The organism is Hahella sp. HN01 (assembly GCF_018986435.1).
Lineage (GTDB): Bacteria > Pseudomonadota > Gammaproteobacteria > Pseudomonadales > Oleiphilaceae > Hahella.
On the sequence record NZ_JAHMIN010000001.1, the window covers coordinates 1 to 25199 of the forward strand.

The 25199-nt window shown below is 56.5% G+C and carries 22 protein-coding genes; 13 read left to right on the forward strand and 9 right to left on the reverse strand.

Annotation, left to right across the window (positions count from 1 at the left end):
- Together KP814_RS00005 and KP814_RS00010 are read left to right on the forward strand one after the other, a co-directional pair.
- Positions 1–2552, forward strand: a 2552-nt coding sequence (locus KP814_RS00005; RefSeq protein WP_216734824.1) for a CHASE2 domain-containing protein, incomplete at its 5' end; no start/stop codon positions are given.
- A 195-nt stretch (positions 2553–2747) separates the two neighbouring features.
- Positions 2748–2963, forward strand: a complete 216-nt coding sequence (locus tag KP814_RS00010) for a hypothetical protein (protein ID WP_216734825.1) — start codon at positions 2748–2750, stop codon at positions 2961–2963.
- 41 nt (positions 2964–3004) lie between these two features.
- Here the strand turns inward: KP814_RS00010 and KP814_RS00015 are convergent, their stop codons facing one another.
- A complete protein-coding gene (locus tag KP814_RS00015; RefSeq protein ID WP_216734826.1) occupies positions 3005–3823 on the reverse strand; it encodes a tetratricopeptide repeat protein in 819 nt (272 codons plus the stop codon).
- Positions 3824–4046: 223 nt separating this feature from the next.
- On the opposite strand from KP814_RS00015, the gene KP814_RS00020 reads away from it, so the two are divergent.
- From KP814_RS00020 to KP814_RS00030, 3 genes are all read left to right on the forward strand, one after another.
- Positions 4047–5069 carry a M14 family zinc carboxypeptidase gene (locus tag KP814_RS00020; RefSeq protein WP_216734827.1) on the forward strand — a complete coding sequence of 341 codons (1023 nt, stop codon included), beginning with the start codon at positions 4047–4049 and terminating at the stop codon, positions 5067–5069.
- Positions 5070–5071: 2 nt separating this feature from the next.
- Positions 5072–5890 carry an alpha/beta fold hydrolase gene (locus tag KP814_RS00025; protein WP_216734828.1) on the forward strand — a complete coding sequence of 273 codons (819 nt, stop codon included), beginning with the start codon at positions 5072–5074 and terminating at the stop codon, positions 5888–5890.
- A 122-nt stretch (positions 5891–6012) separates the two neighbouring features.
- Positions 6013–6837 (forward strand): OmpA family protein, encoded by an 825-nt coding sequence (locus KP814_RS00030; protein WP_216734829.1) that lies wholly within the window; start codon positions 6013–6015, stop codon positions 6835–6837.
- 53 nt (positions 6838–6890) lie between these two features.
- Here the strand turns inward: KP814_RS00030 and KP814_RS00035 are convergent, their stop codons facing one another.
- Positions 6891–9437, reverse strand: coding sequence for an EAL domain-containing protein (locus KP814_RS00035; protein ID WP_216734830.1), 2547 nt, complete (start codon positions 9435–9437; stop codon positions 6891–6893).
- A gap of 288 nt (positions 9438–9725) precedes the next feature.
- Here KP814_RS00035 and KP814_RS00040 point away from each other — a divergent pair, with 288 nt between their 5' ends.
- The 3 genes from KP814_RS00040 to KP814_RS00050 all read left to right on the forward strand — a co-directional run bounded on the left by KP814_RS00040 (position 9726) and on the right by KP814_RS00050 (position 13325).
- Entirely contained in the window at positions 9726–10940 is a 1215-nt protein-coding gene (locus KP814_RS00040) for a PilT/PilU family type 4a pilus ATPase (protein ID WP_216734831.1), read from the forward strand.
- 233 nt (positions 10941–11173) lie between these two features.
- The gene (locus tag KP814_RS00045) at positions 11174–12550 is read left to right on the forward strand and encodes a wax ester/triacylglycerol synthase family O-acyltransferase (RefSeq protein WP_216734832.1); all 1377 of its coding nucleotides are present in this window, start codon (positions 11174–11176) and stop codon (positions 12548–12550) included.
- Positions 12551–12671: 121 nt separating this feature from the next.
- Positions 12672–13325 carry a DUF4291 domain-containing protein gene (locus KP814_RS00050; RefSeq protein WP_216734833.1) on the forward strand — a complete coding sequence of 218 codons (654 nt, stop codon included), beginning with the start codon at positions 12672–12674 and terminating at the stop codon, positions 13323–13325.
- Positions 13326–13433: 108 nt separating this feature from the next.
- Here KP814_RS00050 and KP814_RS00055 read toward each other — a convergent pair whose 3' ends face one another.
- On the reverse strand, positions 13434–14030 hold the full coding sequence (locus KP814_RS00055) for a DUF938 domain-containing protein (RefSeq protein ID WP_216734834.1): 597 nt from the start codon (positions 14028–14030) through the stop codon (positions 13434–13436).
- Between the two features lie 347 nt (positions 14031–14377).
- Here KP814_RS00055 and KP814_RS00060 point away from each other — a divergent pair, with 347 nt between their 5' ends.
- Together KP814_RS00060 and KP814_RS00065 are read left to right on the forward strand one after the other, a co-directional pair.
- Positions 14378–14947 carry an NAD(P)H-dependent oxidoreductase gene (locus KP814_RS00060; RefSeq protein ID WP_216734835.1) on the forward strand — a complete coding sequence of 190 codons (570 nt, stop codon included), beginning with the start codon at positions 14378–14380 and terminating at the stop codon, positions 14945–14947.
- An 83-nt stretch (positions 14948–15030) separates the two neighbouring features.
- The gene (locus KP814_RS00065; protein WP_216734836.1) at positions 15031–15693 is read left to right on the forward strand and encodes an SDR family oxidoreductase; all 663 of its coding nucleotides are present in this window, start codon (positions 15031–15033) and stop codon (positions 15691–15693) included.
- Positions 15694–15788: 95 nt separating this feature from the next.
- Here KP814_RS00065 and KP814_RS00070 read toward each other — a convergent pair whose 3' ends face one another.
- The 3 genes from KP814_RS00070 to KP814_RS00080 are packed head-to-tail and all read right to left on the reverse strand — an operon-like array spanning position 15789 to position 19090.
- Positions 15789–16379 carry an NTP transferase domain-containing protein gene (locus tag KP814_RS00070; RefSeq protein ID WP_127969222.1) on the reverse strand — a complete coding sequence of 197 codons (591 nt, stop codon included), beginning with the start codon at positions 16377–16379 and terminating at the stop codon, positions 15789–15791.
- 25 nt (positions 16380–16404) lie between these two features.
- Entirely contained in the window at positions 16405–18603 is a 2199-nt protein-coding gene (locus KP814_RS00075; RefSeq protein ID WP_216734837.1) for a xanthine dehydrogenase family protein molybdopterin-binding subunit, read from the reverse strand.
- 13 nt (positions 18604–18616) lie between these two features.
- Positions 18617–19090: a (2Fe-2S)-binding protein gene (locus tag KP814_RS00080; protein ID WP_216734838.1), complete on the reverse strand. Its 474-nt coding sequence runs from the start codon at positions 19088–19090 to the stop codon at positions 18617–18619.
- Positions 19091–19316: 226 nt separating this feature from the next.
- Between KP814_RS00080 and KP814_RS00085 the strand changes: the two genes are divergently transcribed.
- Entirely contained in the window at positions 19317–20447 is a 1131-nt protein-coding gene (locus KP814_RS00085) for a hypothetical protein (protein ID WP_216734839.1), read from the forward strand.
- 13 nt (positions 20448–20460) lie between these two features.
- Here KP814_RS00085 and KP814_RS00090 read toward each other — a convergent pair whose 3' ends face one another.
- Positions 20461–21798, reverse strand: a complete 1338-nt coding sequence (locus tag KP814_RS00090; protein WP_216734840.1) for a sphingomyelin phosphodiesterase — start codon at positions 21796–21798, stop codon at positions 20461–20463.
- Between the two features lie 192 nt (positions 21799–21990).
- Here KP814_RS00090 and KP814_RS00095 point away from each other — a divergent pair, with 192 nt between their 5' ends.
- Positions 21991–23016 (forward strand): DUF2804 domain-containing protein, encoded by a 1026-nt coding sequence (locus KP814_RS00095; protein WP_216734841.1) that lies wholly within the window; start codon positions 21991–21993, stop codon positions 23014–23016.
- Positions 23017–23089: 73 nt separating this feature from the next.
- Here KP814_RS00095 and smrA read toward each other — a convergent pair whose 3' ends face one another.
- Positions 23090–23671 (reverse strand): DNA endonuclease SmrA, encoded by a 582-nt coding sequence (gene smrA, locus KP814_RS00100; RefSeq protein ID WP_216734842.1) that lies wholly within the window; start codon positions 23669–23671, stop codon positions 23090–23092.
- Between the two features lie 167 nt (positions 23672–23838).
- Complete coding sequence (locus KP814_RS00105; RefSeq protein WP_216734843.1) at positions 23839–24228, reverse strand: TM2 domain-containing protein; 390 nt, start codon at positions 24226–24228, stop codon at positions 23839–23841.
- Positions 24229–24420: 192 nt separating this feature from the next.
- Between KP814_RS00105 and KP814_RS00110 the strand changes: the two genes are divergently transcribed.
- Positions 24421–25158, forward strand: a complete 738-nt coding sequence (locus tag KP814_RS00110) for a M48 family metallopeptidase (RefSeq protein WP_216734844.1) — start codon at positions 24421–24423, stop codon at positions 25156–25158.
- Positions 25159–25199 lie beyond the last annotated feature (41 nt).

Consider the following 25199-nt stretch of genomic DNA (forward strand, 5'->3'; position numbering starts at 1 on the left):
CTTCCCAAGTCCGCCATAGCCGCGGCTTCCCCGTCACCGAGCGCTATCTATTCGCCGCCATTCTGGTGGGACTCTGCTTCCTGTTGATATCCAGCGGCTGGATGCAGCGACTGGATTACCTGTTTTATGATTTCTGCCTCAAGGTGCGCCCAGTCAGCACCAGCACGACCAGCGTCATCGTCGCCATCGATGAAAAAAGCCTGTTGGAATACGGCCGCTGGCCTTGGTCGCGGGATCGCCACGCCGCTCTGATCAAACGCCTGCGCAACTCCGGCGCCCGCGCCGTGGCGTTCGACCTGCTGCTGTCAGAACGCAGTTCTCCCGAGGCTGACCAGGACTTCGCTCAAGCCATGGCGGAATCCGGCAAGGTGTTTCTGCCTCTGCATATCGATCATGTCGGTAATACCGGCCATCTCACTGAGATTCTGCCCATCGCGCAGTTCATCGACACCGCAGAAGGCCTGGGACACGCCCAGATGGAGCTGGACTCTGACGGCATCGCGCGGGGGTTATATCTGTATCAGGGCCTGGGAGACAGTCATTGGCCGAGTCTGGCGCTCTCGGTATATCAGAACCTGTATCCCGACGAACGCCAGAAGAAAGAGGAACTGGATAACGGCGGCGCCTTCAATGTCCGCGAGCAGTATCGCCTGATCCCCTTCATCGGGCCGCCGGGCAGCTTCCCCACGCTGTCTTACAGCGAGGTTATGCATGGCGAGCTTCCTCCTGACTATTTCCAGAACCGGGTCGTATTTGTCGGCGCCACCGCCGCAGGCCTGGGAGATTTCCTGCCAACGCCGGTATCCGGCGCCTCCACCAGCATGGCGGGGGTGGAAGTGCACGCCAACGTATTCGAGGGACTCGTGCGCAAAAATATGCATCGTCTGATTTCTCCCACCTGGCAATACCTGCTGTCACTCAGTCTGGTGCTGATCGCCGCTCTGGTGTATCCGCGGGTGTCGCCAGAGAAAAATCTACCATTGACCCTCGCCCTGGCGCTGTCAGTGCTGGTGTTCAGTTATTTGCTGCTGAGGGTGGACCACCAATGGTATCCGCCGGCGGCGGTCGTGCTCTCACTGATATTCGCCTACCCTTTCTGGAGCTGGCGACGCCTGAGTCGCCTCAACCAGTTTCTGAATCAGGAGTTGAAGCGACTGGAGGAGGAGCCGCGCCTGCAACAGGGCGGCATCTATGACTCACCCCAACAGTGGGCGCAACAAGTCACCCGCCTGCTTAAACCTGCACTGTGGGAGTTTCGTGAAATCGCCCCAGGAGGACAGAAGCGTATCGATTTGAACGCCGATGCGGGCATGATGGAGATCCTTCTGCCTGTATCCGACGCGGTCGGCAAAATGGCGTTATACATGCGCTTCGAAGATCATCCTGACCAGCTCCAGCAGACCGCCGACTACCTGCAGCGCCTGTATCCCCGGCTGATGCAGAAAACCACTCTCCGTCAGCCTTCCAGCGAACTTATTGACCGCCGTATCTCCCAGGTGCGCTTCGCTATCGCCGCTATCCGCGACATGCGCAAGTTTGTATCCGAAACCATCGCCAACATGCCCGACGGCGTGCTGGTGGGCGATGAGGTCGGCCGTATTCTGTATCTGAACGAACACGCCAGCCGCTGGCTAAGCGCCAACGCGACCGCCAACGCCTATATCGCCGAATGCATGCCTATCGCCAATAAGTTCACGCCAGCGCTCTGGGATTCCGTAGTGCGCAAAGTGCTGGTGGCGGGCGAAGCGCAGTCCATGGAATTACACACCCGCAACACCGCGGTCCTGATCTCCCTGGCGCCCATGCGCTTCACCCATTTGAACGCCAACGGCATTATCGTCAACTTCTCCGATATCACACCGATACATGAAGCCCAGCAAAAACGTCTGGAGACCATTCACTTCATTTCTCATGACCTGCGCGCGCCGCTAGCCTCGCAGCTGGCGTTGCTGGACACCCTCAGCGCGGCGCTGCCTGACGCCAAACTGGCGTCCAAGATCGACGCCGCCCGCGAACTGACGCAAAAGAGCCTGGGCATGGCGGAAGCCTTCCTGCAACTGGCGCGGGTGGAAGCGGCGGACCACATTCACTTTTACGACTGCGAGCTGTTGGACATCGTGGATAACGCGGTGGACTCCATCTCCCCCAGCGCCCTCACCCGGGGCATTGCGGTGCAGGTGTACTGTGAAGAAGACTCATTGCCCATCAAAGCCAATGCGGACCTGTTGGAGCGAGCCCTGGTCAACCTCTTACAGAACGCAGTCAAATTCACGCCGCAGAACCACAGCATTGAACTGAAGCTGGAAAAAGCCGACGCCAGCACCTTGATTCACTTACGCGATCAGGGACCGGGCATCGCCGCCTCAGAAATCCCCTACCTGTTCGAACGTTTTCGCCGCACCCATGCCTCAGAGCAGCAGGGCGTACAAGGCAGCGGCCTGGGCTTGCGATTCGTCAAACTGGTTATCGACCGCCATGGCGGCGCAATCCAAGTAAACAGCGCACTGGGTGAAGGGACGGAATTCGTGATCGAGTTGCCTGACGCGGAGTGACGTCAGCGTACATTTGACAGTGTTTCACAGAAGCCCGCTTTCGTATTGGGCGTTTTAGGAGATACTTGAGGTAACTCTCCTGTAAACAGCGCTAGATACATAAAGTGTCAGCGCCAGAAAGCCCTTTTTATGATTCGATTTTCATTTTGCAAAGCGGCCCTGATCGGTCTGTGCTTCATACTGACGAGCGCTATCGTGTCCAAATTGCAAGGAACGCCGCCGACCAAGGAAAAAAGATACGATTTCAGCCTGCCTCAGGCGAACCTGGAAAAAGCGACGCCGGTCAGCGCCGTCTCTTCGGTATGCGCGTATTCTGAAACCTGTAGTGAAGAAGTGAAGTGGTCGCGCGCGCCGATGGTCGCCCAATCAACGCCAGTTCAGCCCATCAAAGCCAACAACCCAATCCGTTAGAAATGCGGCGCGGCGTCTGTTAACCCCGCGCCGCGTCATTATCAGCTTTGCAGTAGTTTTATCAATTCCGTCATAGCGCGACTCAACTCATCCACCGCACTTTTGTTTTCCGTGATCATCAGCCATTTTTCATCCTGATTTTCAGGATTCCACAGCCAACAGGCGCGCTGATTCAAATCGCAGCCGGTGCGCACATAGGGATCGACGCCAAACACCTTAAAGCGGGAGACATTGTGGCTGACGTTCGCGCTCAGGTAATTGGTTTCCTGCAGTACGATTTCGTTCCGTGAGTTAACACTGACGCGGTAAACAATGCCTTCTTCTTCATTCAGCTTACGTATGCGGGAGGGGATGTAGACATTGGCGGCCAACAGGCTGTTGATGTGTTGCACCAGCGCGCTCTGATCAGATCCCGCCAGGTATAGTCCTCGCAGCTTCTGCAGGTATTCGCCGCTGCCGTTTTCCACCACTTTGCTCCAATCGATGGAGGTGGACTCCGCCGTTTGCTTGGGCGGCTTGAGCTGGTCATCCAGACGCGTAATGGAGCGCAGGCTCTCCTCGTAGTACTCGCCTTCACTGCCAGCGAGATTGACGTAACGAACAAAGGCTTCACGGGCTTTCTCGTACTCGCCCGATTTCATCGCCACCCGTCCCCGGTAGAAATAGTATTGGACCGTTGGCGTAATGTTGAGTTCGGCAACTTTATCCAGCGCCTCCTGCGCCTGGGCGAACCTTTCCGCTTCGATGCTCTCTTCGGCGACAAATAACAATCTGCGCATTTCATGCTCCGGCGCCAGGGAGTCCGCGTTAGCCTGACAGGCGAAGCTGAGCGCTAAAATCAATAACGTCCGACGAAACATTCTATACACCTCATACACACTTACTACCGAATTATAAGCATAGTTACAGATCGGCGGCTAAGGTTTAACGCAATTTTCATTCTATCGGACGATTACGTCACAGTACTTTCATGATTACAGCATAGGCTCTACCCTTTATTGAAAGGATGCGACGCCGCTTTCCTCCTGACGACGGCGTTGCGACGCTCGGTGGACGTCTGACTGAACGGGACCCCTCAGCTTTATGTATCCGAAAATTCATTTTCCGGTTAATGAACTGAATAAAATCCAGCAGTTAATTGAACTCGGCGGTGGCAATGTCCAGCACGAAATTCTGGATACCGTTGAATTCCGCGGCTACCGACTGCCGCTGTACCTGATCAAAGTCGGCGCCGCCGGCCCCGACAAGCCCGCACTGGCTCTCACCGGCGGCGTGCACGGTCTGGAGAAAATAGGCACGCAGGTTATCCTCGCCTTCATGGAGTCCCTGCTGAAGCAGCTGACCTGGGATGAAGGGCTGAAGGAAGAGCTGAATCACCTGCAGCTTTATTTTCTTCCCGCCCTTAACCCTGCCGGCATGATGCGCAAGACCCGCGCCAACGGCAATGGCATCGACCTGATGCGTAACGCCCCAGTGGACGCCGAAGCCCGCGTCCCGCCCCTGCTGGGCGGCCACCGTCTGACCACGCGCATTCCCTGGTATCGCGGTCAGAAGGGACAGCCAATGCAAAAAGAGGCGGTGGCTCTCTGTGACTTTATTCGGGAGCGCCTGTTTCCGGCGCCGTTCAGCATGGCGCTGGACTGTCACTCAGGCTTCGGTTTCAACGATCAGATCTGGTTTCCTTACGCCTACAGTAAAGAGCCGATTTATCACCTGCCGGAGATCTTCGCGCTGCGTAACCTGCTGTTCGAAACCTATCCCAACCATGTCTACACCTTCGAACCGCAGTCCCGGGTCTACACCTCCCATGGCGATTTATGGGACTACTTGTACATGGAGGCGAAAGCCGCCAACCGCCTGTTCCTGCCTATCACCATGGAAATGGGCTCCTGGCTCTGGATCAAAAAGAATCCGCGCCAGCTTATCCAGTTACTGGGCTTCTTCCATCCCGTGCTTCCCCATCGATTGCGCCGCGTACTGCGTCGCCACCTTATCTTCATCGACTTTCTGAAAAACGCCGTGCGTTCTTACGGCAACTGGCTGCCGGACAAACGCCAGCGCAAGCACTATGAACTGGCGGCGTTATCCCTGTGGTATGAGTCCTGATTATGAACCAGGTCCATGAGTTTCCAGCGCGGGATCAATATGATTTGATCCTGCTGCGGGGATGGATGCGGGACGGACGCCACTGGGAAGGCTTCAACGCCCAATTGCAGGAGGCCCTGGACGCAAGGGGGCTGGACGTTCGCGTACACACCCTGGATATCCCCGGCAACGGCGTTCGGAACCAGGAAACCACCCCCGCTACTATCGCCAGTATGATCTCCGGACTGCGAGAACACTGGCAAACGCAGCGCCCACTGGTGCTGGTAGGGTTATCCATGGGCGGCATGTTAGCCACCCAATGGACCTTTGATCATCCTGAAGAAGTCGCGGGACTGGCGCTGATCAACGCCAGCATGCGTCCCTATGGCGCGCCCTGGAGTCGCCTGCGGCTGCGTGTATGGCCCAAGGTGCTGAAAGGCGTCGGCGTCACCACCGCCCGTCGGGAAAAGCTGATTATGCAGCTCACGCTGTCTCCTTTATTGCGCACCCGTGAGCGCCTGCGCCTTTGGACCGGTTGGAGCCGTGAGCGCCCGGTGCGCACGGTTAATGCTCTGCGTCAGCTGGCGGCGGCGGCGCGCTTTAGTTGCCCGTTTGATTTCGCGCCGAACCGGCCCTGCCTGATTTTGTGCAGTCTTGGCGACAAACTGGTGGACCCGGAATGCTCTATCGCCATGGCGCAGGCCTGGCAAACCCGTTGCGTCACGCATCCTACAGCCGGGCACGATCTGCCGGTGGAAGACCCGCACTGGTTGCGGCTGCAATTGCTCAATTGGCTCATACCGCTGTGCGCACAGGCGGAGGCTAAGCGCCTTCTCACCTGATCAGGGCCTCCGCCACATTTGGCCATGATTCGTCAGCGCATTGCCCCGGGAGCCCCCATCGTCGCGCCTGATTTCGTTGTTGTAATGACAATCACAAGGCAACAACAGAACAGGACAGAGACATGAAACACCCCGTACTGAACCCAAATAAATTCACTCGCATCAGCGCCACTCTGTTTTCCGTGGCCATGATCGCAGCGTGCAGCTCGCAAAATCTAACGCCGGAGTCTTCACCTTCCGAAGACTTTGCTGTAAAGTCAGCGGCCCATAACGTGGAAGTCGCCGACAATAATAGGGATGTGTCAACTTCGGAAGCCGATGAGCTGTATAGCTACGGTTTATCCCAGGCCGATGACAACCCAGAAATAACGACATCGAACGCCGCTGAAACAATAAACGCTGCAGGAACAACTTCTGACAGCACAACAACCGAAGTAACAAGCGCCTCGACCACGGAGGGAAATGATATGACTGTTCTAGTACTTGACGACGCAACAGCCGCAGCCCTGGAAAAAGAGTATGGCGGCGCGAACCAGTTCGCAGGCGTCGAACCACCTCAACCCCGCGTTATCTTCTACCCATTGGAGAAATCCAATCTGAACCAGGAAGATATGTCGGCGCTGAAACAGCATGCGGATTTTCTTAGCGTGCACCCTAACTACCAAATCCAAATACACGGACATACTGACGCATCCGGCCAGGCCTCTTACAACGAGCGACTGTCTGCAGAGCGTGCGCAGCGTGTAGCGGATTATCTGTTGAACAACGGCGCTCGCCCCGAGCAGGTGGAAGTTTTCGGCTGGGGAAGCCGCGAGCCGTTGCTGACCTCCTCTCACCATGAGAAGAACCGTCGCGTCGAGTTGATTTACCTGAACGATCAGGTGGCGGTGTACGGCGCGCCCCAGATCATGGAGCATAACTCTGCGGAAGTCAGCGAAACATTCTAAGTGCTGATTGACGGAAACTGGCGGTCATCATTGGCCGCCAAGATCCACGCCCTTCACTTCTCCTCGCTTTTTATGACCGGCCCCATGGGTTGAGGTCGGTCATAGAAAAAGCCCTGCAAGACCGGAATCCCCAACTTCACCATGCGGCAGGCGATATCCCGGCTTTCCACACACTCTGCAATACAATGCATGCTGCGTAAGCGGGCGATTTTAACCAGAGATTCAATCACGATTTCCGCAGACGGATCTTCCAGCACCCGACGTACGAAACCACCGTCCAGCTTGACGTAATTCACCGGCAATTCGCTCAGATAACCATAGCTGGCGGAACCACTGCCAAAATCATCCAAGGCGAAACGATATCCCTTCTGCGCCATGCTGCGGATAATCTCCCGCGTCTGGGCGATATCAGCGAGCGCCACACTTTCCGTTACTTCAAAGCAGACACGGGAGCGATCAATGCGATACTTCTCCGCCCAACCTTCCACCTCTTTGAAGAAGCCATGATCGTTAAATGTAGCGCCACTTAAATTAACGTTATAGATAAACTCCAATCCCACGCTGCTGGACATGCGCCGGAACAGGGTTTCCGTCACCCAGCGGTCGATGATGGGCATAAATCCAAAACGCTCCGCCACAGGAATGAAGCTGCCAGGACTGACCATCTCATCCTGTCTCCGCAGGCGAATCAACACTTCACATCCCGGCATGTCCACCGCATCGCCGTTTTCATCCACACAGAAAATGCCCTGCTGGTACAGCTCGAACTGTCCCATCTGGATAGCGTTTTTCAACTGCGACAACCACTCCAGTTCGCCGTGATAACGCATCATGACGGTATCGCCTGCATGGTAGACCCTGACTCGGTCGCGTCCGCTTTCCTTGGCCTGATAACAGGCGATATCAGCGCGGGACAGCACCGCTTGACGGCTATTGTCCTGGTCCGTGATAAAGGTGACGCCAATGCTGGCGCCCACGGAAAACACCAGATCCTCGTAGGCCAATTGACAGTGTGAAATGGTCTGTCGCACCTGCTCCGCCACCGCCAGCGTTTGCGCTTCGGTGACGCCCTCAATCACCAGCGCGAATTCATCGCCACTGATGCGCGCCAGCATGCCGCGCTCCGGCGTATTCTTGCGCAACAGGGACGACAGCTTTTTCAGCAACAGATCGCCCACCTCATGACCGCAGGTGTCATTAATCAGTTTGAATTGGTCCAGATCAATGTACAGCAGACCCGACACCAGATGGTTGGTGTTCTCACTTAACAGCCGGTGCAGATAATTGTCCAAAGCGCGGCGGTTGGGCAGATCGGTCAGCGGATCATGCAGCGCCTGATGCTCCAATTGCCGACGCAATCGCACTTCATCGCTGATATCCCGCAACACAATCACGGCGCCATTACTGAGTCGGTCGCCCCGTCCTCCACCGCCGACGACCCGGCGAATGCGGGTTTCCAGGGTTCGGGAACCATCTTCAGCGGACTCAAAGGCATAACTCTCTATCTGCGCATCGCGTTGCGTCTGCGCCAGAAAAAACTCCACCGGATTTGCGGGATGCCCAGGCTCTTTCAACGTTTTGAGAGGACAGATCACCACGAAGGGCTTCTCCATGGCCGCGCGCTCGCTCCATCCAGTCAGCTGCTCCGCCATGGGATTCATAAACACTACATGGGCGCGTTCATCGACTTTGATCACGCCGTCACTGATCGACATCAGCGTGGTCCGCAGCCGGTTGCGTTCGGTGGCCAGCATGCTACGGATGGTGCGATTGGTTTCAAAGTTGGCGGTCACCACATAAGCCAGCAAGGTGCAGGTTCCAACGAACGCCATTTTCACACTGATCATAAAGTCGCTGGAGACGCCTTGCGCACCCTCGCCCAACACCAGCGCCGCCAGCGCGACCAGACTCAGGCTCGCGCCCTGCTTACCCAAGGTGATGGAGGTATAGACGACATAAGGCAGCAACAGAAAAAACAAGGTCCACGCCTTGTCGGGAATAATCACAAAGGCGGCGGTGAAGAACATGGCCACCCAGGAAGTCTGAGTCAGCCAGCGCAACACCAGACGATAGCCAGAAGGCGGCTCTATCCACCAGAATCGAATCAGCGGAGTGACAATCATGATGCCGATAGAGTCGCCCAGCCACCAGGTCATCCAGGTCGCTCCGGCCTGTCCCGGAGTGATCAGTCCACTGGAGAGTTGTCCCGCCACGCCTAATCCCGCGCCGAACAGCGGCGCCAGCAAGGCGGCCAGGCCGATGAAGCGCAGGCTGTCGCCGACGCTGCTGAGATAAGGGGTAATGCCAAAGTAACGGATCATCAGCATCGCGCAGGCGACTTCGCTGAGCTGGCCAATGCCGCCGATAACGCCGTTGAGAATCGACTGATGCAAGGTCATCGCCGACAGCAATTCGCCCACGATGATGACCGGCGCCCAGCGCCAGCCGCTGAACCAGATCATCGCCAGCGCCAGCCCTGAGGGCGGCCACAATGGCGTTACGCCGCCGTAATACACATCCAGCAGCAATCCCAGGCGACCACCCAGGTAATACAGCGCAAGCAACAGAACGAAGTTGATAGAGTAGCGAATTAGCTGCATGAGCCGTTGATTTCTTTCCCCGGGAAAATCATGCGTTATAAAAACTATATGTCATACAGCCAACTTTTCTAACTTTACGCTCCCTGTTTCTTCAGTCTGCGAAAAATCATTGCAAGCTCAGCCGCAACAGGCCGTAGATTTACATAGCGGCAAGCGCTGCTCAATAGGCCATTTTGTGGTGGCGGGAAGGATAATTTTCGTCTATCTGTTAAAGACGCGCCCTTTGAAAAAAATCAAAAAGTCGACAATGCTCCAAACCAACCGGACATCACTTCGGGAGACTTCTGCATGGAATTCAACCAGTATCTGACCGTTCTGGCCAAGAATGACGGGTCCGACCTCTACCTGAGCACCGGCGCGCCGCCCTGCGCCAAATTTCACGGTAAATTGAAACCCATCGATAAAACCCCTATTCCGCCGGGCAGAATCATGGAAATCGCCAACTCCATCATGGATGAAGAGCAGCGTGAGCAGTTTGCCCATGAGCTGGAAATGAATCTGGCGTACAGCATTCCCCAGGTTGGCCGTTTCCGGGTCAACATCTTTAAACAGCGCAATGAAGTCTCCATCGTCGCCCGTAATATCGTGACTGATATTCCCAACGCTGACAGCCTGGGGCTGCCCCCTATCCTGAAAGAAGTATTGATGTCGAAGCGGGGTCTGATTCTGTTCGTTGGCGCTACCGGCTCCGGCAAGTCCACCTCTCTGGCGGCGCTGATCGATCACCGCAACAGCAATAGCGGCGGCCATATCATTACTATCGAAGACCCGGTGGAGTTCATTCACAAGCACAAGAAAAGCATCATCAACCAACGGGAAGTGGGCGTCGATACGCGCAGTTACCATAACGCGCTGAAAAACACCCTGCGGCAGGCGCCGGACGTGATTCTGATCGGCGAGATCCGCGACCGGGAAACCATGGAGCACGCGCTGGCTTTCGCGGAAACCGGGCATCTGTGTATTTCCACTTTGCACGCCAACAACTCTAACCAGGCGCTGGACCGCATCATCAACTTCTTTCCGGAAGAGCGGCGTAATCAGTTGCTGATGGACTTGTCGCTGAACCTAAGAGCCTTCGTCTCTCAACGTCTGGTGCCAACGATTGACGGCAAGCGCACCGCCGCTATCGAGATTCTGCTGGGTACGCCCACAGTCAGTGAACTAATTCTGCGCGGCGATATCGACGGCATCAAAGAGATCATGCAGAAGTCGGAAAACATAGGCATGCAAACCTTTGACGCGGCGCTGTTCAAGCTGGTGCAACAGGAAAAAATCAGCGTGGAGGAAGCCCTGAAAAACGCCGACTCCGCCAACAACCTGCGTCTGCGCATCAAACTGCACGCCGGGGTGGAAGTTCCCACCAGCCTGGGCGATGAAAAAGTTGAGGACGCCGGCCCCGAAGAACTGGCGGCCAAGAAGCCCAGCAGCGGCTTTTCTCTCAGCCTGCAGGAAATTGAAGAGGACGACGAGGAGGATAACGACCCCTTCAAACCTAAAAATTGACCCCCAGCCAGTCTCCCGTTTTCCCGCAAGCGAGATACAGCCGCTTGCGGGCTGCGATAGCAGTTGTCAGCCGTTCCGGCTTCCGCCAAACTGAACCGTCTCAAAGACTTAGCTTTAACTCCAGGGTTGGCTACAGGCTTTGTAGCGGCAGTTAATTTGCCGTGACGATTAAATTCAATAACAACGAATTTGCATAACAACTAAAAAGCACATCACACCAGGAAGTAGACGTTATGACCCCACTCAGTCCAGTCGACCAGATATTCCTCTGGCTGGAAAAGCGCCAACAGCCTATGCATGTCGGCGGTCTCCATATTTTCAGTTTCCCTGACGACGCCGACGCCAAATACATGACGGAGCTGGCGCAGCAACTGCGCGCCTACGCAACGCCGCAGCCGCCGTTCAACCGCCGCCTGCGCCAGCGTTGGGGGCGTTACTATTGGGATACTGACGCCCAGTTTGATCTTGAGCACCACTTCCGCCATGAAGCGCTGCCCAAGCCCGGCCGCATCCGGGAGCTGCTGGCGCATGTTTCCGCAGAACACAGCAACCTGATGGACCGTGAGCGCCCCATGTGGGAATGCCATTTGATCGAAGGCATTCGCGGACGCCGTTTCGCGGTGTACTACAAAGCGCACCATTGTATGCTCGACGGCGTCGCCGCCATGCGTATGTGCGTGAAATCGTATTCTTTCGATCCTACCGCGACGGAGATGCCGCCGATCTGGGCGATATCAAAAGACGCCAGACCAACGCGCGAGGCGCACGCCCCCACCGCCGGCGATTTGGTTCACAGCCTGTCGCAACTGGTGGAAGGCGCCAGCAAACAAATCGCCACGGTCCCCACGCTGGTCAGAGAGCTGGGCAAGAACCTGCTGAAAGCCCGCGATGACAGCGACGCTGGCCTGATCTTCCGCGCGCCGCAAAGCATTCTCAATCAGCGCATTACCGGCTCACGCCGATTCGCCGCCCAGTCCTACGCGCTGGAGCGCTTTAAGGCGATCGGCAAGGCGTTCCAGGCCACGGTCAACGATGTGGTGCTGGCGGTGTGCGGCAGCGCTTTGCGTAACTATTTGCTCAGTCGCCAGGCGTTGCCCGATCAGCCCTTGATCGCTATGGCGCCCATGTCCATCCGTCAGGATGACAGCGACAGCGGCAATCAAATCGCCATGATTCTGGCCAACCTCGGCACCCACATCGCCGACCCGGTGCGTCGATTGGCGGTGACCCAGGCTTCTGCGCGGGAGTCCAAAGAACGCTTTCGTCAGATGACGCCGGAAGAAGCAGTCAATTACACGGCCCTCACCCTGGCGCCTTCGGGCTTGAATCTGCTGACAGGCCTCGCGCCCAAATGGCAGGCGTTCAATGTGGTGATATCCAACGTGCCCGGCCCGGACAAGCCGCTGTACTGGAATGGCGCGCGTCTGGAAGGCATGTATCCGGTATCAATCCCGGTGGATTACGCCGCATTGAACATCACGCTGGTAAGCTATCGCGACCAACTGGAGTTCGGCTTCACCGCCTGCCGCAGAACCCTGCCGTCCATGCAGCGGTTACTGGACTATATCGAACAAGGCATCGCCGAGCTGGAGAAAGCAGCGGGAGTCTGAGCCGCGATCAAGTGAAGGCGCCGTAGTTGGCGCGCGCCTTCACTTCGGTTAACCTATGCGCTCTCACCGCCGGTTAAATTCGGCAATAGGAGAAATAACTACATCACTAAGGAAGTGAAAAATGAAAATCAAAGATATTAAAACCACACCCTACCTCGAACAGACCACTCTCTGGCCCGCCAGCGGCAGACATATTCTGGCGCATCAGGATCAAGACACACTCATCGTTTATCAGGCTTATCGACCGGAAATCGGCGAGTACGCCATCAAACACGGTCGCTTCGGCGGCGCGTACAGTTACTCCCGCATGAGTTGGATTAAACCCAACTTTCTGTGGATGATGTATCGCTGCGGCTGGGGCATGAAGGAAGGCCAAGAGGTAGTGCTGGGCCTGAGAGTACGCAGACAGTTCTTCGCAGACATCCTGAGCCAAGCGGTTCCCTCTTCCTACAATCCAGAAGAGTTCCCAACTCAGGAAGCCTGGAAGGAAGCCGTGCAAAACTCCAACGTGCGTCTGCAATGGGACCCGGATCATACGCCGAACGGCGCCAAATGCGAGCGCCGCGCCATTCAGTTGGGACTACGTGGAGACATGCTCGCCCGCTATGGCAAAGAGGAAATTCTGGAAGTGATCGACTTCAGAGAGTTCATCGCAGAGCAACGCGCTCACGCCACCCCGGAACGCTATGCGGAGCTGATGACGCCACAGGAGCAGGTGTTTATCCCCTCTGACGCCAAAGTCAGCGCCCGTTTGCGTCTGGACTCGCCAGACTGATCAACGCTTGCGGGCATTTCCGCCGCAAGCGTACTCTCTTTCTCCTCCTCCCTTCCTCTTTCTCTTCCTCCCTTCACCCTTCACCCTTCACCCTTCACCCTTCACCCTTCACCCTTCAAAGCAAAATACCAGCAACAGATTGTTCGCTGGCAGCCGCTTGAGATTTTCCAGCTTGAAACCATAGCGCAACGCCAGCGCTTCAATGTCCGCCAGATCTTTCAGTCCTGCGTCAGGATCGCGGGTTTTCACCCACTCATCCAAACCCTGATTGCCTGGACTGGTGAATGCTCCGTTTTCATTAAACGGACCATAAACGCAAAAGGGAGACTCCACGCGTAAGCGCTTGGCGACGCCCGCAAACAACGCTTCCACAGGCGTCCATCCGATAAAATGCAACGTGTTCGAGGTATAAGCCGCATCAAAGATTTCAGTCAGCCCCCAATCCCCAGCCGTCACATCCAGCGCTTTGGGCGGTAAAAGATTATCCAGACCCGCCTCCTCCACCCAGGCGCAAATACCCGGCAAGGCCTCCGCCAGATCCGTCGGCAACCATTGCAGATGAGGCATGCGCTCAGCGATATACACCGCGTGCTGCCCGGTGCCGGCGCCGATTTCCAATACTGTTTTCACATTGGCGAACGGCTCTCGCACCGCCTTGGCGATCGGGGCCTGATTCCGCAAGCAGGCTTCAGCGACAGGTTTCACAACTGGGTCTCCTTAATGTTTTATCCGGGTTGAATCATTTCCAAATCCTCCGGATATTGCAACCTATGCCGTTGGATAGAAAAGCGGCAAGCAGTCAGTCTAAAAAATACACTGATCATAAATTACCAAAATCTCCGCAATCCCTACGAAATAAAGGGCTCCCATCGTTTTCCAAAGAGATATCCACAGGATGTGTGGATATCTGAATCGCATTCTCAGATTACAAATCAATCAAATTTATCGTAATGCGATCAGACTCCTGATCGCCGGGCGGCGAAATTTAGAGGTGGAGAGAAGCCGTCAGCGTCGGTATTCTTCGAGAAATCTACTCAACTAAGGAGGTCGATGTGAGTAAACCCAAAATTCTCGTCTTTGCCGGCAGTCTGCGTAAAGACTCTCTGAACAAGAAACTGGCGCGCGCGGCGGGTCGCTATGCGGAAGCCGCAGGCGCCGAGGTGACCTTTCTGGATCTGGCGGATTATCCCCTGCCCATTTACGACGGAGACATAGAAAGCGCATCCGGCCTGCCGGAGAACGCGCTCAAGCTTAAGCAGATTCTCGCAGCTCACGACGGATTCATTCTGTCTTCCCCCGAATACAATGGCGGCATCAGCGGCGTTCTAAAGAACATGATCGACTGGGTGTCGCGTCCACTGGAAGGCGAGCCCTCCATGGCGGCGTTTAAAGATAAATGGGTGGCGTTACTGGCGGCGTCTCCCGGCGCCCTGGGCGGCATTCGCGCTCTGCCGATGGTCAGAACCATATTGTCCGGCATTGGTTGCGTGATGATGCCTGAGCAAGTGGCGCTTGGGCAGGCCAACAAAGTCATCGACGCGGAAGGCGCCATCACGGACAAAGCCGCCGCCTCACGGGTGCAACGTCTCAGCGAACGCCTGGTCCGCTTCGCCGCCAAATAACCGCATCGCGCCTTGTATCCTTTGCGGGGCGTCCCCATCTCCCTGGGGAACCCTCCATTCATCAAGGATACAAGGAGCACATCATGGCTCACGTCGTCATTACCGGCGCCAATCGCGGCATCGGTTTGGAACTGGCGCGCCTTTTCAGCCAACGGGGCGATAAAGTCACCGCCATCTGCCGACGCGCTTCCGACGAGTTACAACAACTGAACGTGACCGTTTTGACCGATATCGACATCAGCCAGGACGCATGCGTGGAACAGATTCGCCAGGCCCTGGCGGGACAAGCCGTCGATATTCTCATCAATAACGCCGGCCTGCTGCACCATGAAACCCTGCCCAGCCCCAACTGGGACACCATGCGCGCGCAATTCGAAATCAACACGCTGGGCCCTCTGCGCGTAACCAGCGCACTGATGGAGAACCTGCATAAAGGCGCCAAGGTAGGACTGATCACCAGTCGCATGGGGTCAGTGGCAGACAATAGCTCCGGCGCGTACTACGGTTACCGCATGTCCAAGGCTGGCCTCAACGCAATTGGTAAATCTCTGGCGCTGGACCTGAAAAGTCGCGGCGTGGCGGTGGCGTTGCTGCACCCGGGCTATGTTATTACGGACATGACCGGGCATTCCGGCGATATCACTCCCGACGTATCAGCGAAGGGACTGGCCGCACGCATAGACGAACTGACGTTGGAGAACTCAGGGAAGTTCTGGCATGCGAATGGGGAATTGTTGCCCTGGTAAGTCGGACAAAAATGTAAGGCCGGGCGACCATCGCCCGATGAGCTTGCCCTGTCCCGCGGAATGCGCGAGACAGGGCTCAGACAGCGAAAGCGGGTTCAGGGCAAAGAGTACGCCACCCCTTCCTGCCGCGCTTCATGGATATCATCCGGGGTATCCACATCGCACAGCACCCCGCGATCCTCCACGTCCAAACGCAATAACGCATCGCTGTAACGCTGCAACACCGACTTCGCTCCGGCGTCGCCGCCCAGGGCCATCAATTGCGGGTAAAAGCGGCGTCCGAAAATTACCGGATGTCCCTGCCGCTCGTGGTAGAAAGGCGCGACGATGCGCTCTTCCTCTCCACGCTCATGCAGCGCAGCCAGCGTGCTCGCGCGAATGTAAGGCATATCCGCCAACGCCACGCCGCAAAACATCCAGTCCCGTACTTGCGACACCCCCCAGGCCAATGAGGCGCCCATACCCGCCTCCGCGTGGGGACAAACCGTATAGGGAACGTCAAGGCGATCCAACAATGCAGTGACGGCATTGTGTCCGGGTCTGACCACCACCAGCACCGGTTGCTCCGTCGCCGTCAACGCCGCCAGAGTGTGCGCCAGCAGCGCACGTCCGTCTCTCATTTTAGCCGTCAGTTTGTCCGCGCCGAAGCGGCGGCTCTGTCCTGCGGCCAGCACCAACCATCCCATAATTATTATAATCTCCCGGCTATATTCATGTTTTCAGCCGCAACGGCAGGTCGCGCAAGCGTCGTCCGGTCAGCCTGAATACGGCGTTGGCCACCGCCGGCGCTATGGGCGGCGTTCCCGGCTCTCCTACTCCGGTGGGAGCGGCGTCACCACCAACCAGAACCACATCGATTTCCGGGGTTTCATTCATGCGCAATACCGGATAATCGTGAAAGTTTGACTGTCTCACCGCACCCTGAGTATGGGTTATCTCCCCATACAGAGCCGCTGTCAAGCCGAAAATGACGCCGCCTTGCATTTGTGCGATCACCGTATCAGGATTCACCGCCAATCCGCAGTCGACGGCGCATACGACCCGATGCACCCGGATAGCGTCGTTTTCCACAGACACTTCCGCCACCTGCGCGACATAGGTTCCAAAGCTTTTATGGCAGGCCACGCCGCGCGCTCTGCCTGGCGCCAGCGCTCCATGCCAGTCCGCCTTCTGCGCCGCCGCGCGCAGCACTCTTAAATGGCGTGGATGATCACGCAGCAGTTGCTCCCGATAGGCCAACGGGTCTTGGCGGGCATGATGCGCCAGCTCATCGATAAAACTCTCCACCACGAAGGCGTTGAAAGAGTGGCCGACCGAGCGCCAATAGCTGATAGGAACTCCAGAGTCGGCCTTCATATGGCGCACGCGGATGTGAGGAATCGCGTAAGGGACATCCTCCGCCCCCTCATAAGCGCTCTGATCCGGCGTGACCATTTTCGCCACGCCTGCGGCCATGCGCACCATGGCTTGCGGCGCCCATGTCGGAGCGACAGCTCCCGCGGCTTCTTTCGCGTAATGATCAATCACCCGCGGCGCGGCGATGTCATGAGTCCAGGCGAGCGCTTCGCCCCCTGGCGACAACGCCGCAGTCAGTCGGTGCAGCGACGCGGGCCTGAATAAGTCATGCTGAATATCTTCCTCTCGCGACCAGATTAATTTCACCGGGCGATCGAAATGTTGCGCGATGGAAACGGCTTCGCCGACGAAATCCTGGCTCAAGCGACGCCCGAACCCACCACCGATAAACGTGGTGTGAATATGAATATCGGCGGCGGATAAGCCACATTCTCTTCTGGCCACCGCGCGCGCCACGTCGGGCCCCTGAGTGGGCGCCCATACATCGCAACGCCCGTCCCGAAACCAGACCGTACAATTTTGCGGCTCCATAGTGGCGTGGGCGAGAAACGGAGCGCGATACTCCGCCGTCATTCTCTCTGAAGTTGACGCCAATGCGCTCTCGACATCGCCTTCGCTGCGAACGGTATCTCCGCTTTCCGTGTCCAGGGTTTGCCGGTAGAGATCAAAGATCGACGCGGTATCCAGCGCTCCCAATTCTCCGGCGTCCCATTCAATCTTCAGCTTGTCTCGGGCCTGACGGGCGCGCCAGTATTTATCCGCCACTACGGCGACGCCACGGGGAACCTGTATGACCGCCACCACGCCCGGCATATTCCGCGCCGCCTGATCGTCCAGCGCGCGCAAAGCGCGCCCCGCCGCTGGAGGCCGCGCCATCATCGCATACAACATATCCGGCAATTGCACGTCGATGCCAAAGTCCGCGCGGCCGAAGCTTTTCAAGGAAGCGTCCAGACGTTGATTGAACTTGCCGATGTAGCGGTAATCCGCCGTCGACTTCAGGGTAATGTCAGTCGGCGTGGGCTGCCGCGACGCCAGTTCCGCCAGCTCGCCATAACTCAGCGATGGACCGCCTTCGCGCAAGCGACAGACGCTATGCTCTGTGATGATTGATGAAGCCGGCGCATTCCAGACCTGCGCCGCGGCGGCGACCAGCATGGCTCTCCCCATGGCCCCCGCCTCCCGCAATCGCACCCAGTTACTGCTCAAACTGGTGCTGCCGCCAGTGATTTGCAGGCCGAAATCAGGCTGTTCATAGGCGGAATCCACCGGCGCAAACACGACTTCGATGGAGGCAGGATCGACATCCAGCTCTTCCGCCAGCAACGTACACATGCCCGTGTAGGTTCCCTGCCCCATCTCCACCCGGTCCAGAGTCAGAATAACGCGATTGTCCGGCGTGACCTCCAGCCAGGCGTTGGGTCGCAGCGAATTCGTCTCCATCCCTTGCGGCAAGGACGCGCAACCAGGCAACTGCAAAGCGACCATCAGTCCGCCGCCAGTGCTGAGGGAAGCCCGAAGCAAGTCTCTACGGGATAATGCAATGGTCTCCATAGCCCCTTCCCCTCTATTTCTGGTTTGAGTTCTGATTGATTTGCGCCGCCGCTTGATGGATGGCGGCGCGAATGCGGGGATAGGTTCCGCAGCGGCAAATGTTGCCGGACATGGCGTTGTCGATATCCGCATCGGAAGGCTGAGGATTTTTCGTCAGCAAGGCGCAGGCGGACATGAGCTGCCCGGATTGGCAGTACCCGCACTGGGGTGTATTCAACTCCACCCAGGCCTGCTGCAACGGATGGGGCTGGTCTGGATCGCCAATGCCTTCGATAGTGGTGATCTTGCGTTCCTGGGCCACACTCGCCGGAGTAATGCAGGAGCGAATGGGCTCTCCATCCAGATGCACAGTGCAGGCGCCGCACAACCCCATGCCACAGCCGAATTTGGTTCCCGTCAGTCGCAACTCATCGCGGATCACCCAAAGCAATGGAGTATCCGGCGTCACATCCACTTCTCTTGGTTCGCCGTTCACGGTTAATTTCATAAAGACGCCCTGTTCGCATTTTGTTGTTATGATGCTCGAAAGACTAAATGACCAATGGTCATTTGTCTATGTAGTAACCGAAAGCGCTGGAGTTCACATGTAGGCGCTTACTTTCGCTCTGCGCGCTTATAACCGTGGCGCCACACAAAACTTTTCCTTATAGTTCGCGTAGTTAAAACATAATGTTTTGTCAGGTAGACCTTTGCGCTAAGGGAGTTCGCTGAGCATGAAGCCGACGTTGGCAATCAAGCGGTTTGTCTTTGTCTGTATCACATTATCCCCAGGCCTCGCCTTCGCCGAGCGCCTGTCCATGACGCCGGATTTTCTGGACTATTTTTCCGTCAATCCTCCACGCACCACGCAGCCTTCCGCACCGGAAAGAGAGCTGCTGGAGCGCTATAAGCCTCGTTTTTTCGCGGCGGAAGGACAGACGTTATTCATCGATTTTTATCGCGACTACATTGCCAACGGCCGTCTGTATGACAAACACGGCGCGCTGATCAGCGAGGACGTCAGTCCGGAAACCCTCAACAAATTCACCTACAATCCAGACGTCTGCTTTTTTTATGACGGCGATGGCGACACGAGTCGACAGGTCGCCTACGGCCGGGTCGACTACGACAATGTCGGGCTGGAAGACGCCAAAACCTGGACATTTCTCACCTACAACCTGACATTCGCTTATTCCGGGCTGCCGGTGGGCATGCCGGGCTGGAAGTCCATCATGTTGAACCTGCTGGGAGATACCCGTCACTGGCGCAGCCCGGATCAGTACGTCTCCGCCACCATTGCGCTGAATGACCAGCAACGCCCTATCGCCATCACCTTGCAGCAACATGACTATCTGACCACGTACATTCTGAACCGGGATCTTGAGCTGCCGGAGGATGGCCGCATCAGGCTGGATATCGCCAAGTCATCCAACGAACTGTATCCCCATTCGCCCTCCGAACAGAGACGCCGCGCCGCCACTGCGTTGACTCCTGATGACGCGGAATACCTGATCTATGGCGCAGATCGCCCCTTTCTTGGCGGCATGGATGTGACCCACGGCCAAATAGAGATCGAATACACGCTGACGGCGCTGCCGCCGGACGATGCCTTCTATCAATTCAAAGGCGAGCTGGGCGAATCCCACATGTTATGGAACCGCGACGCGCCTTCCGGCGCCGACTACAGCACCGCGCCCGCCCTGAAGCCCAAATCCATCGCCATGGCCGCGGGATACCGCCGCGAAGATGATCAGGACTACCTCCAGCTACTGCAGGACTGGCGGGACAGCGGTTACGGCAAGCTGCCCGACCATGTCAAAACGGCCTTCATGCGCCGCTTCACCGAAGATCTGCCGGCGCCCTGACTGGCTTCCGTCCCTATTCCACCGGATAGGCTGGCAACGGAAAGACGAACTCGCCTTCCACAGGGAAGTGATCCGATAAATCCCAGGTCGTCCAGTGCTCCCATTCGATGAAACGGGGAATGCGCACTCGATTGTGGGAGTACACCGGGGCGACATGCGCGTTCGAGGTCAGCACGTAATCCAGATATTCGGTGTACTTGGAGTCCGCGAAGGTATTCACCCCGCCATCGTAAGTGTGCGGATACTGGCTCTGTGACGGCGGATCAGCGACGTCCAGAATCGCCAGCATATCCTGATGCTCCGTCGGAAAGTTGAGCTTATCCACATTGAGATCGCCTGCGATGATGACCGGCTCATCCGCCGCCGCCCCTTTGCTGTCGACAAAGGCTTTGTACTGCTGCAAATGCCAGCGCCGCAGAGCGACATCCTCTTCCCCGGTATAGGCGTGAGTATGCGTGCCGAACAGGTGATAAATCTGTCCGCCCTTATCGATTTTCGCGTAATTGGCCCCTTTTGAGGCGAAGCATCCGTCATTACGACAGCCTTCGTAGACCATCGTGTCCTGCTCCAGGATCGGCCAGCGGCTGGCGATAAAACTGCCTCCCGTCAGAATGCGCCCCAGTTTGAAGGGAATCTCCGTCAGGTACGGATATTCCGCCTGCAGATCGCTGCGAAAACGCGCGGTAAGTATTGGGTCGAACACCTCCTGAAACACCACGGCGTCGTAGCCCTTCACAGCTTCCGCCATGGTGGCGATTCGGTTGGAGGTATTCTTTGACATCAGGCCCGGCAACAACGCCCAGGCATTGTAGGTAAGCACTTTGAGGTGATTGCTTTGCGGAACGCGTTCGCTGAGGGTCCAGTCATTGTTAATGACGTAGTAAACGTCGTCTCCGCCAGGTCTGGCGTATTGCGAGCGATACGCCAAGTGGCTGTCCACCCCGTCAAACTCTCTGGGGATGGCGTGAATGTCGCGGTCATAACGCCAGGGGTCGTCGTCCGCCGCAATCCACATTTTGCTGAAATTCCAGGTTCCTTCGAGTTTCTGCCGCAGCAGCGCCGTACTATTGCGCCCCATTACGGTGGTGTCGAAGAAGTAGGTTTTACCCCACTTGATGCCCTGGTCACGGTTGAAGCGCAGAATTTTTACCGTGGCCAGGGGCGGAATCTCCGTCTCCAGCCGGTCCCATTCCACACCCTCCCGGATGTTGTCGTAACCGCTTTGCGCGGTGCTCAGAGTGACTGTCTCCATCGTGCTGTTGGTCAGGTAGATATAAGTCTCCGCCCAGGACCATCGCGTCAGCAGTAAAAACATCGCCGCTCCCGCCAGCCATTTATATAATCGCCGCATCTCCGTCCTCCCAAGATTGTTATTTTTATCGTCTCTAAGAAGTCAGTGAGCGGAATGTAACAGAACGTCATTAACATAATCGGACCTGAATCACAGATTTAACCCCGTTAAATTAACATTAAAATGAAAACGGAATAGCCTCTGTCATGGCGTACAACACCTGAAAACATAAAAAAAACCATGTGAGACAATATGACCAGCTTCCACACCCCCATTCTTATTGGCGAGGACGGCCAACCTGCATGGGGCCGCTTTTCCCAACCCGTCGGGCAGATCAATTATTGGGATTATGATCTGCGCACCCCCATGGACCAGGCCGTCAGCCCCTTCTTCAAGGAAAAGAAGTTCAACCAGTTTCAGTTCTTCGGCCTGCTCAGTCAGGATTTGATTATCGGCGTCGCCATCGTTGACCTGAAATGGGTCTCCAACGCCTTTCTCTACTGCTTTAACGGCGCGACTGGCGAATATGAGGAATTCAGCTTCCTGCAGCCGCTTGCTCGTAAAACTCAGTTTAGCGTCACCCCGGACAACGGCGACGTCAGTTTCAGCAACGGCAAAAGCGAGTTCGATTTCAATAACTTCCCTTCCGGACACAAACTCGACGTCGTACTGCAAAGCGGGCTGCAACTCTCCGCCTATCTGGATTTCGGCGTGCGCCAGGACCCCCTGCGCCTGTGCTGCCCCGCTGGATACAACGGCTGGGTCTACACCCAGAAAAGCGCCGGCCTGCCGGTCAGCGGCCACCTGATCTGGAAAGGCCACAAGTACCTGCTGGAGCATATGGGCATGATGGGCTCTTCTGACTGGTCCTGCGGCTTTATGCGCAGAGAAACTGTATGGAAGTGGGCCTGCGTCAGCGGCGTGGACTCCACCGGCCGCCGCCTGGGTCTGAATCTGGCCAACGGCGTCAACGAAACCGGCATGACGGAGAACGCCATGTGGTTGAACGGCATGATGCATCCACTGGAGCCGGTGCGTTTCCGCTTCAACCGCCGCGAGCCTTTCCAGCCCTGGCGGGTTTACTCTGAGAGCAAAAAAATCGACCTCACGTTCACCCCGCGAGGATGCCGCCGCGACAAAATCAATCTGTGGCTGCTGGCCTCTAATTTCCGGCAGATGTTCGGCAGCTACAACGGCCGCATTATCACCGCCCAGGGTGAAGCTATCGATATTATCGATCAGCCTGGATTCGCTGAAGATCACTACGCGAAGTGGTGAGAATAAGCCTGATCGGTAAGAGGTAGACGGAAAACACGACGCCGGCTTCTGGCCGGCTGCGTTTTCTCAAAGATTAGCGGGAGCCAAAACGTTCCCGATTGTTCTGCTTTTCACGGTCGCTTTTGCGCAGCAGAACATAGACTGCGCCGGAACCGCCATGCTGTTTTTGTGCGCTGTGAAACGCCAGGACTTCGTCGAATTCCCGCAACCAGCGATTGACGTAACTCTTGATGATCGCTTCCTGATTCTGATTACGGTCGCCCTTGCCATGCAGGATGATCACCGTGCGCAAGTCGTAACGCAGACAATCGCGCACAAACTGGAACACCTCTACCCGCGCTTCCTCCACCGTCTTGCGATGCAGATCAAGACGCGCTTCGATCTGGTACTGGCCGAGCCGGAGCTTTTTATACACTCCATGCTGCACGCCATCTTTTTTGTATTCCAGCAGGTCATTGCTTTTCAGTATCTCGACATGATCGTCAGAGCTGAGAAAGTTGAGATCCAATAGCTTATGCCTGACGGCGGCCTTACGGCGAACCTCCTGTCCCGGGGTTTCTTCCTTGGTTTTCTTGACGTCCGCCTGATTATGGCGGGGCAACGGCTTGACCCCTGACATCTCTTCGGCAAAAAGATCATCTTTATCTTCTTGCATGGTACTACCCTCTTCTACTGTTAAGCCTGCGCCCGCATCCCTTCAGAGCCATCTTGTTTCGTTCTAACATCTTCGCCCGCGCCAGCGCAAGCCGTCCACAATGCGTAGCCATCAGCAGGCGGACCCAAGCCGCCCACTGATTCAAGAAACGGCTGATCGTCGTCTGCTTAGGAAGCGTTCACTTCGGAAATCTGGTCGTTCAGCGTCCAGAAGTCATAGAGAATACCCAGGCCAAACACACCGCCCGTCACCAAATACAACAGGCCAGTCAGCCATTTGCCCATGTAAAAACGATGTACGCCGAAAAAGCCCAAAAAGGTCAAAAGAATCCAGCTCGCCGTGTAGCTGGTGGAGCCGTCTTTAAAGCGACGATCCGCTTCGCGGTCCATAGAGGGGATCAGGAAAAGGTCAATAATCCAGCCAATGCCCAACAGGCCGAGAGTGAAAAACCAGATAGTGCCGGTAACGGGTTTGCCATAGTAAAAACGATGAGAACCGGTAAACCCGAAAATCCACAGGATATATCCCATGGCTTTGGAATGCGTGTCATTTTGCATATGCGTCATATTTCCGCTGTAAAGTGGATTTCCATGTTAATGAGACTGGTTAATGGGGTCGGAAGCCCATATATCAACCGGAGCACCGTATTTTTACATACCCGGCGGCGAGACCGCCAAGCGCATTGTAATCCCGTCCCATGGCGTTAGCGGTTACAATGCCGGCAGCAGCTTTGAGAGACCCCATTCCCGATGACAGAAAACGCATCCACCACCAACCTGTGCATGCACCCGGCGCTGGACCTGCAGTATCAACTGCTGCGCTCCTCCCGCCGCAAATCTGTAGTGATTGAAGTGCATCGGGACCAGAGCGTCAAAGTCCGCGCGCCATTGCGCGTCAGCCAACGGGACATTCACCGCCTGCTCGGGGAAAAAATTCACTGGATACGCATGCAGCAGCACAAACAGGCGCTGCTGCCGCAGCCTCAGCAAGCCCCGGGTTACGCCACAGACAGTCTCCATTATTTCATGGGCGCAGAGTTCAGGCTGGCGTACCAGCCCAATTTACGCTCCCTGGCGTTGACAGAGGACGGACGTATTTGTCTGCCCGGTCGCTATCAAGAGAACCCGGCCCAGGCGGAAAAGTACCTGAATACCTGGTATCGCAATCAGGCGCAGGCGCTGTTAGAAGAGCGCCTGGCTTTATGGAATGAGCGCATCGCCGCCTGGAATGTGGTTCAACCCACCCTGCGCCTGCGCTTCATGCGGCGTTATTGGGGCAGCTGTAATCGCAAAGGCATGATCACGCTGAATGTGAATCTTGTGAAGATTCCACTGTCATTGGTGGATTATGTGGTGACCCATGAGCTGTGCCATCTGCGGGAAATGAACCACAGCCCTCGTTTCTATGCGCTACAGGAGCAGTTATTGCCGGATTGGCGCAGCCTGCGCAAGGAAATCCGCCTTTGGGAGCAGCGGGTTTTGCCCTGACGCCTATCCTCTTCGCGACCATAGCCTTACGCCGTCCCAGT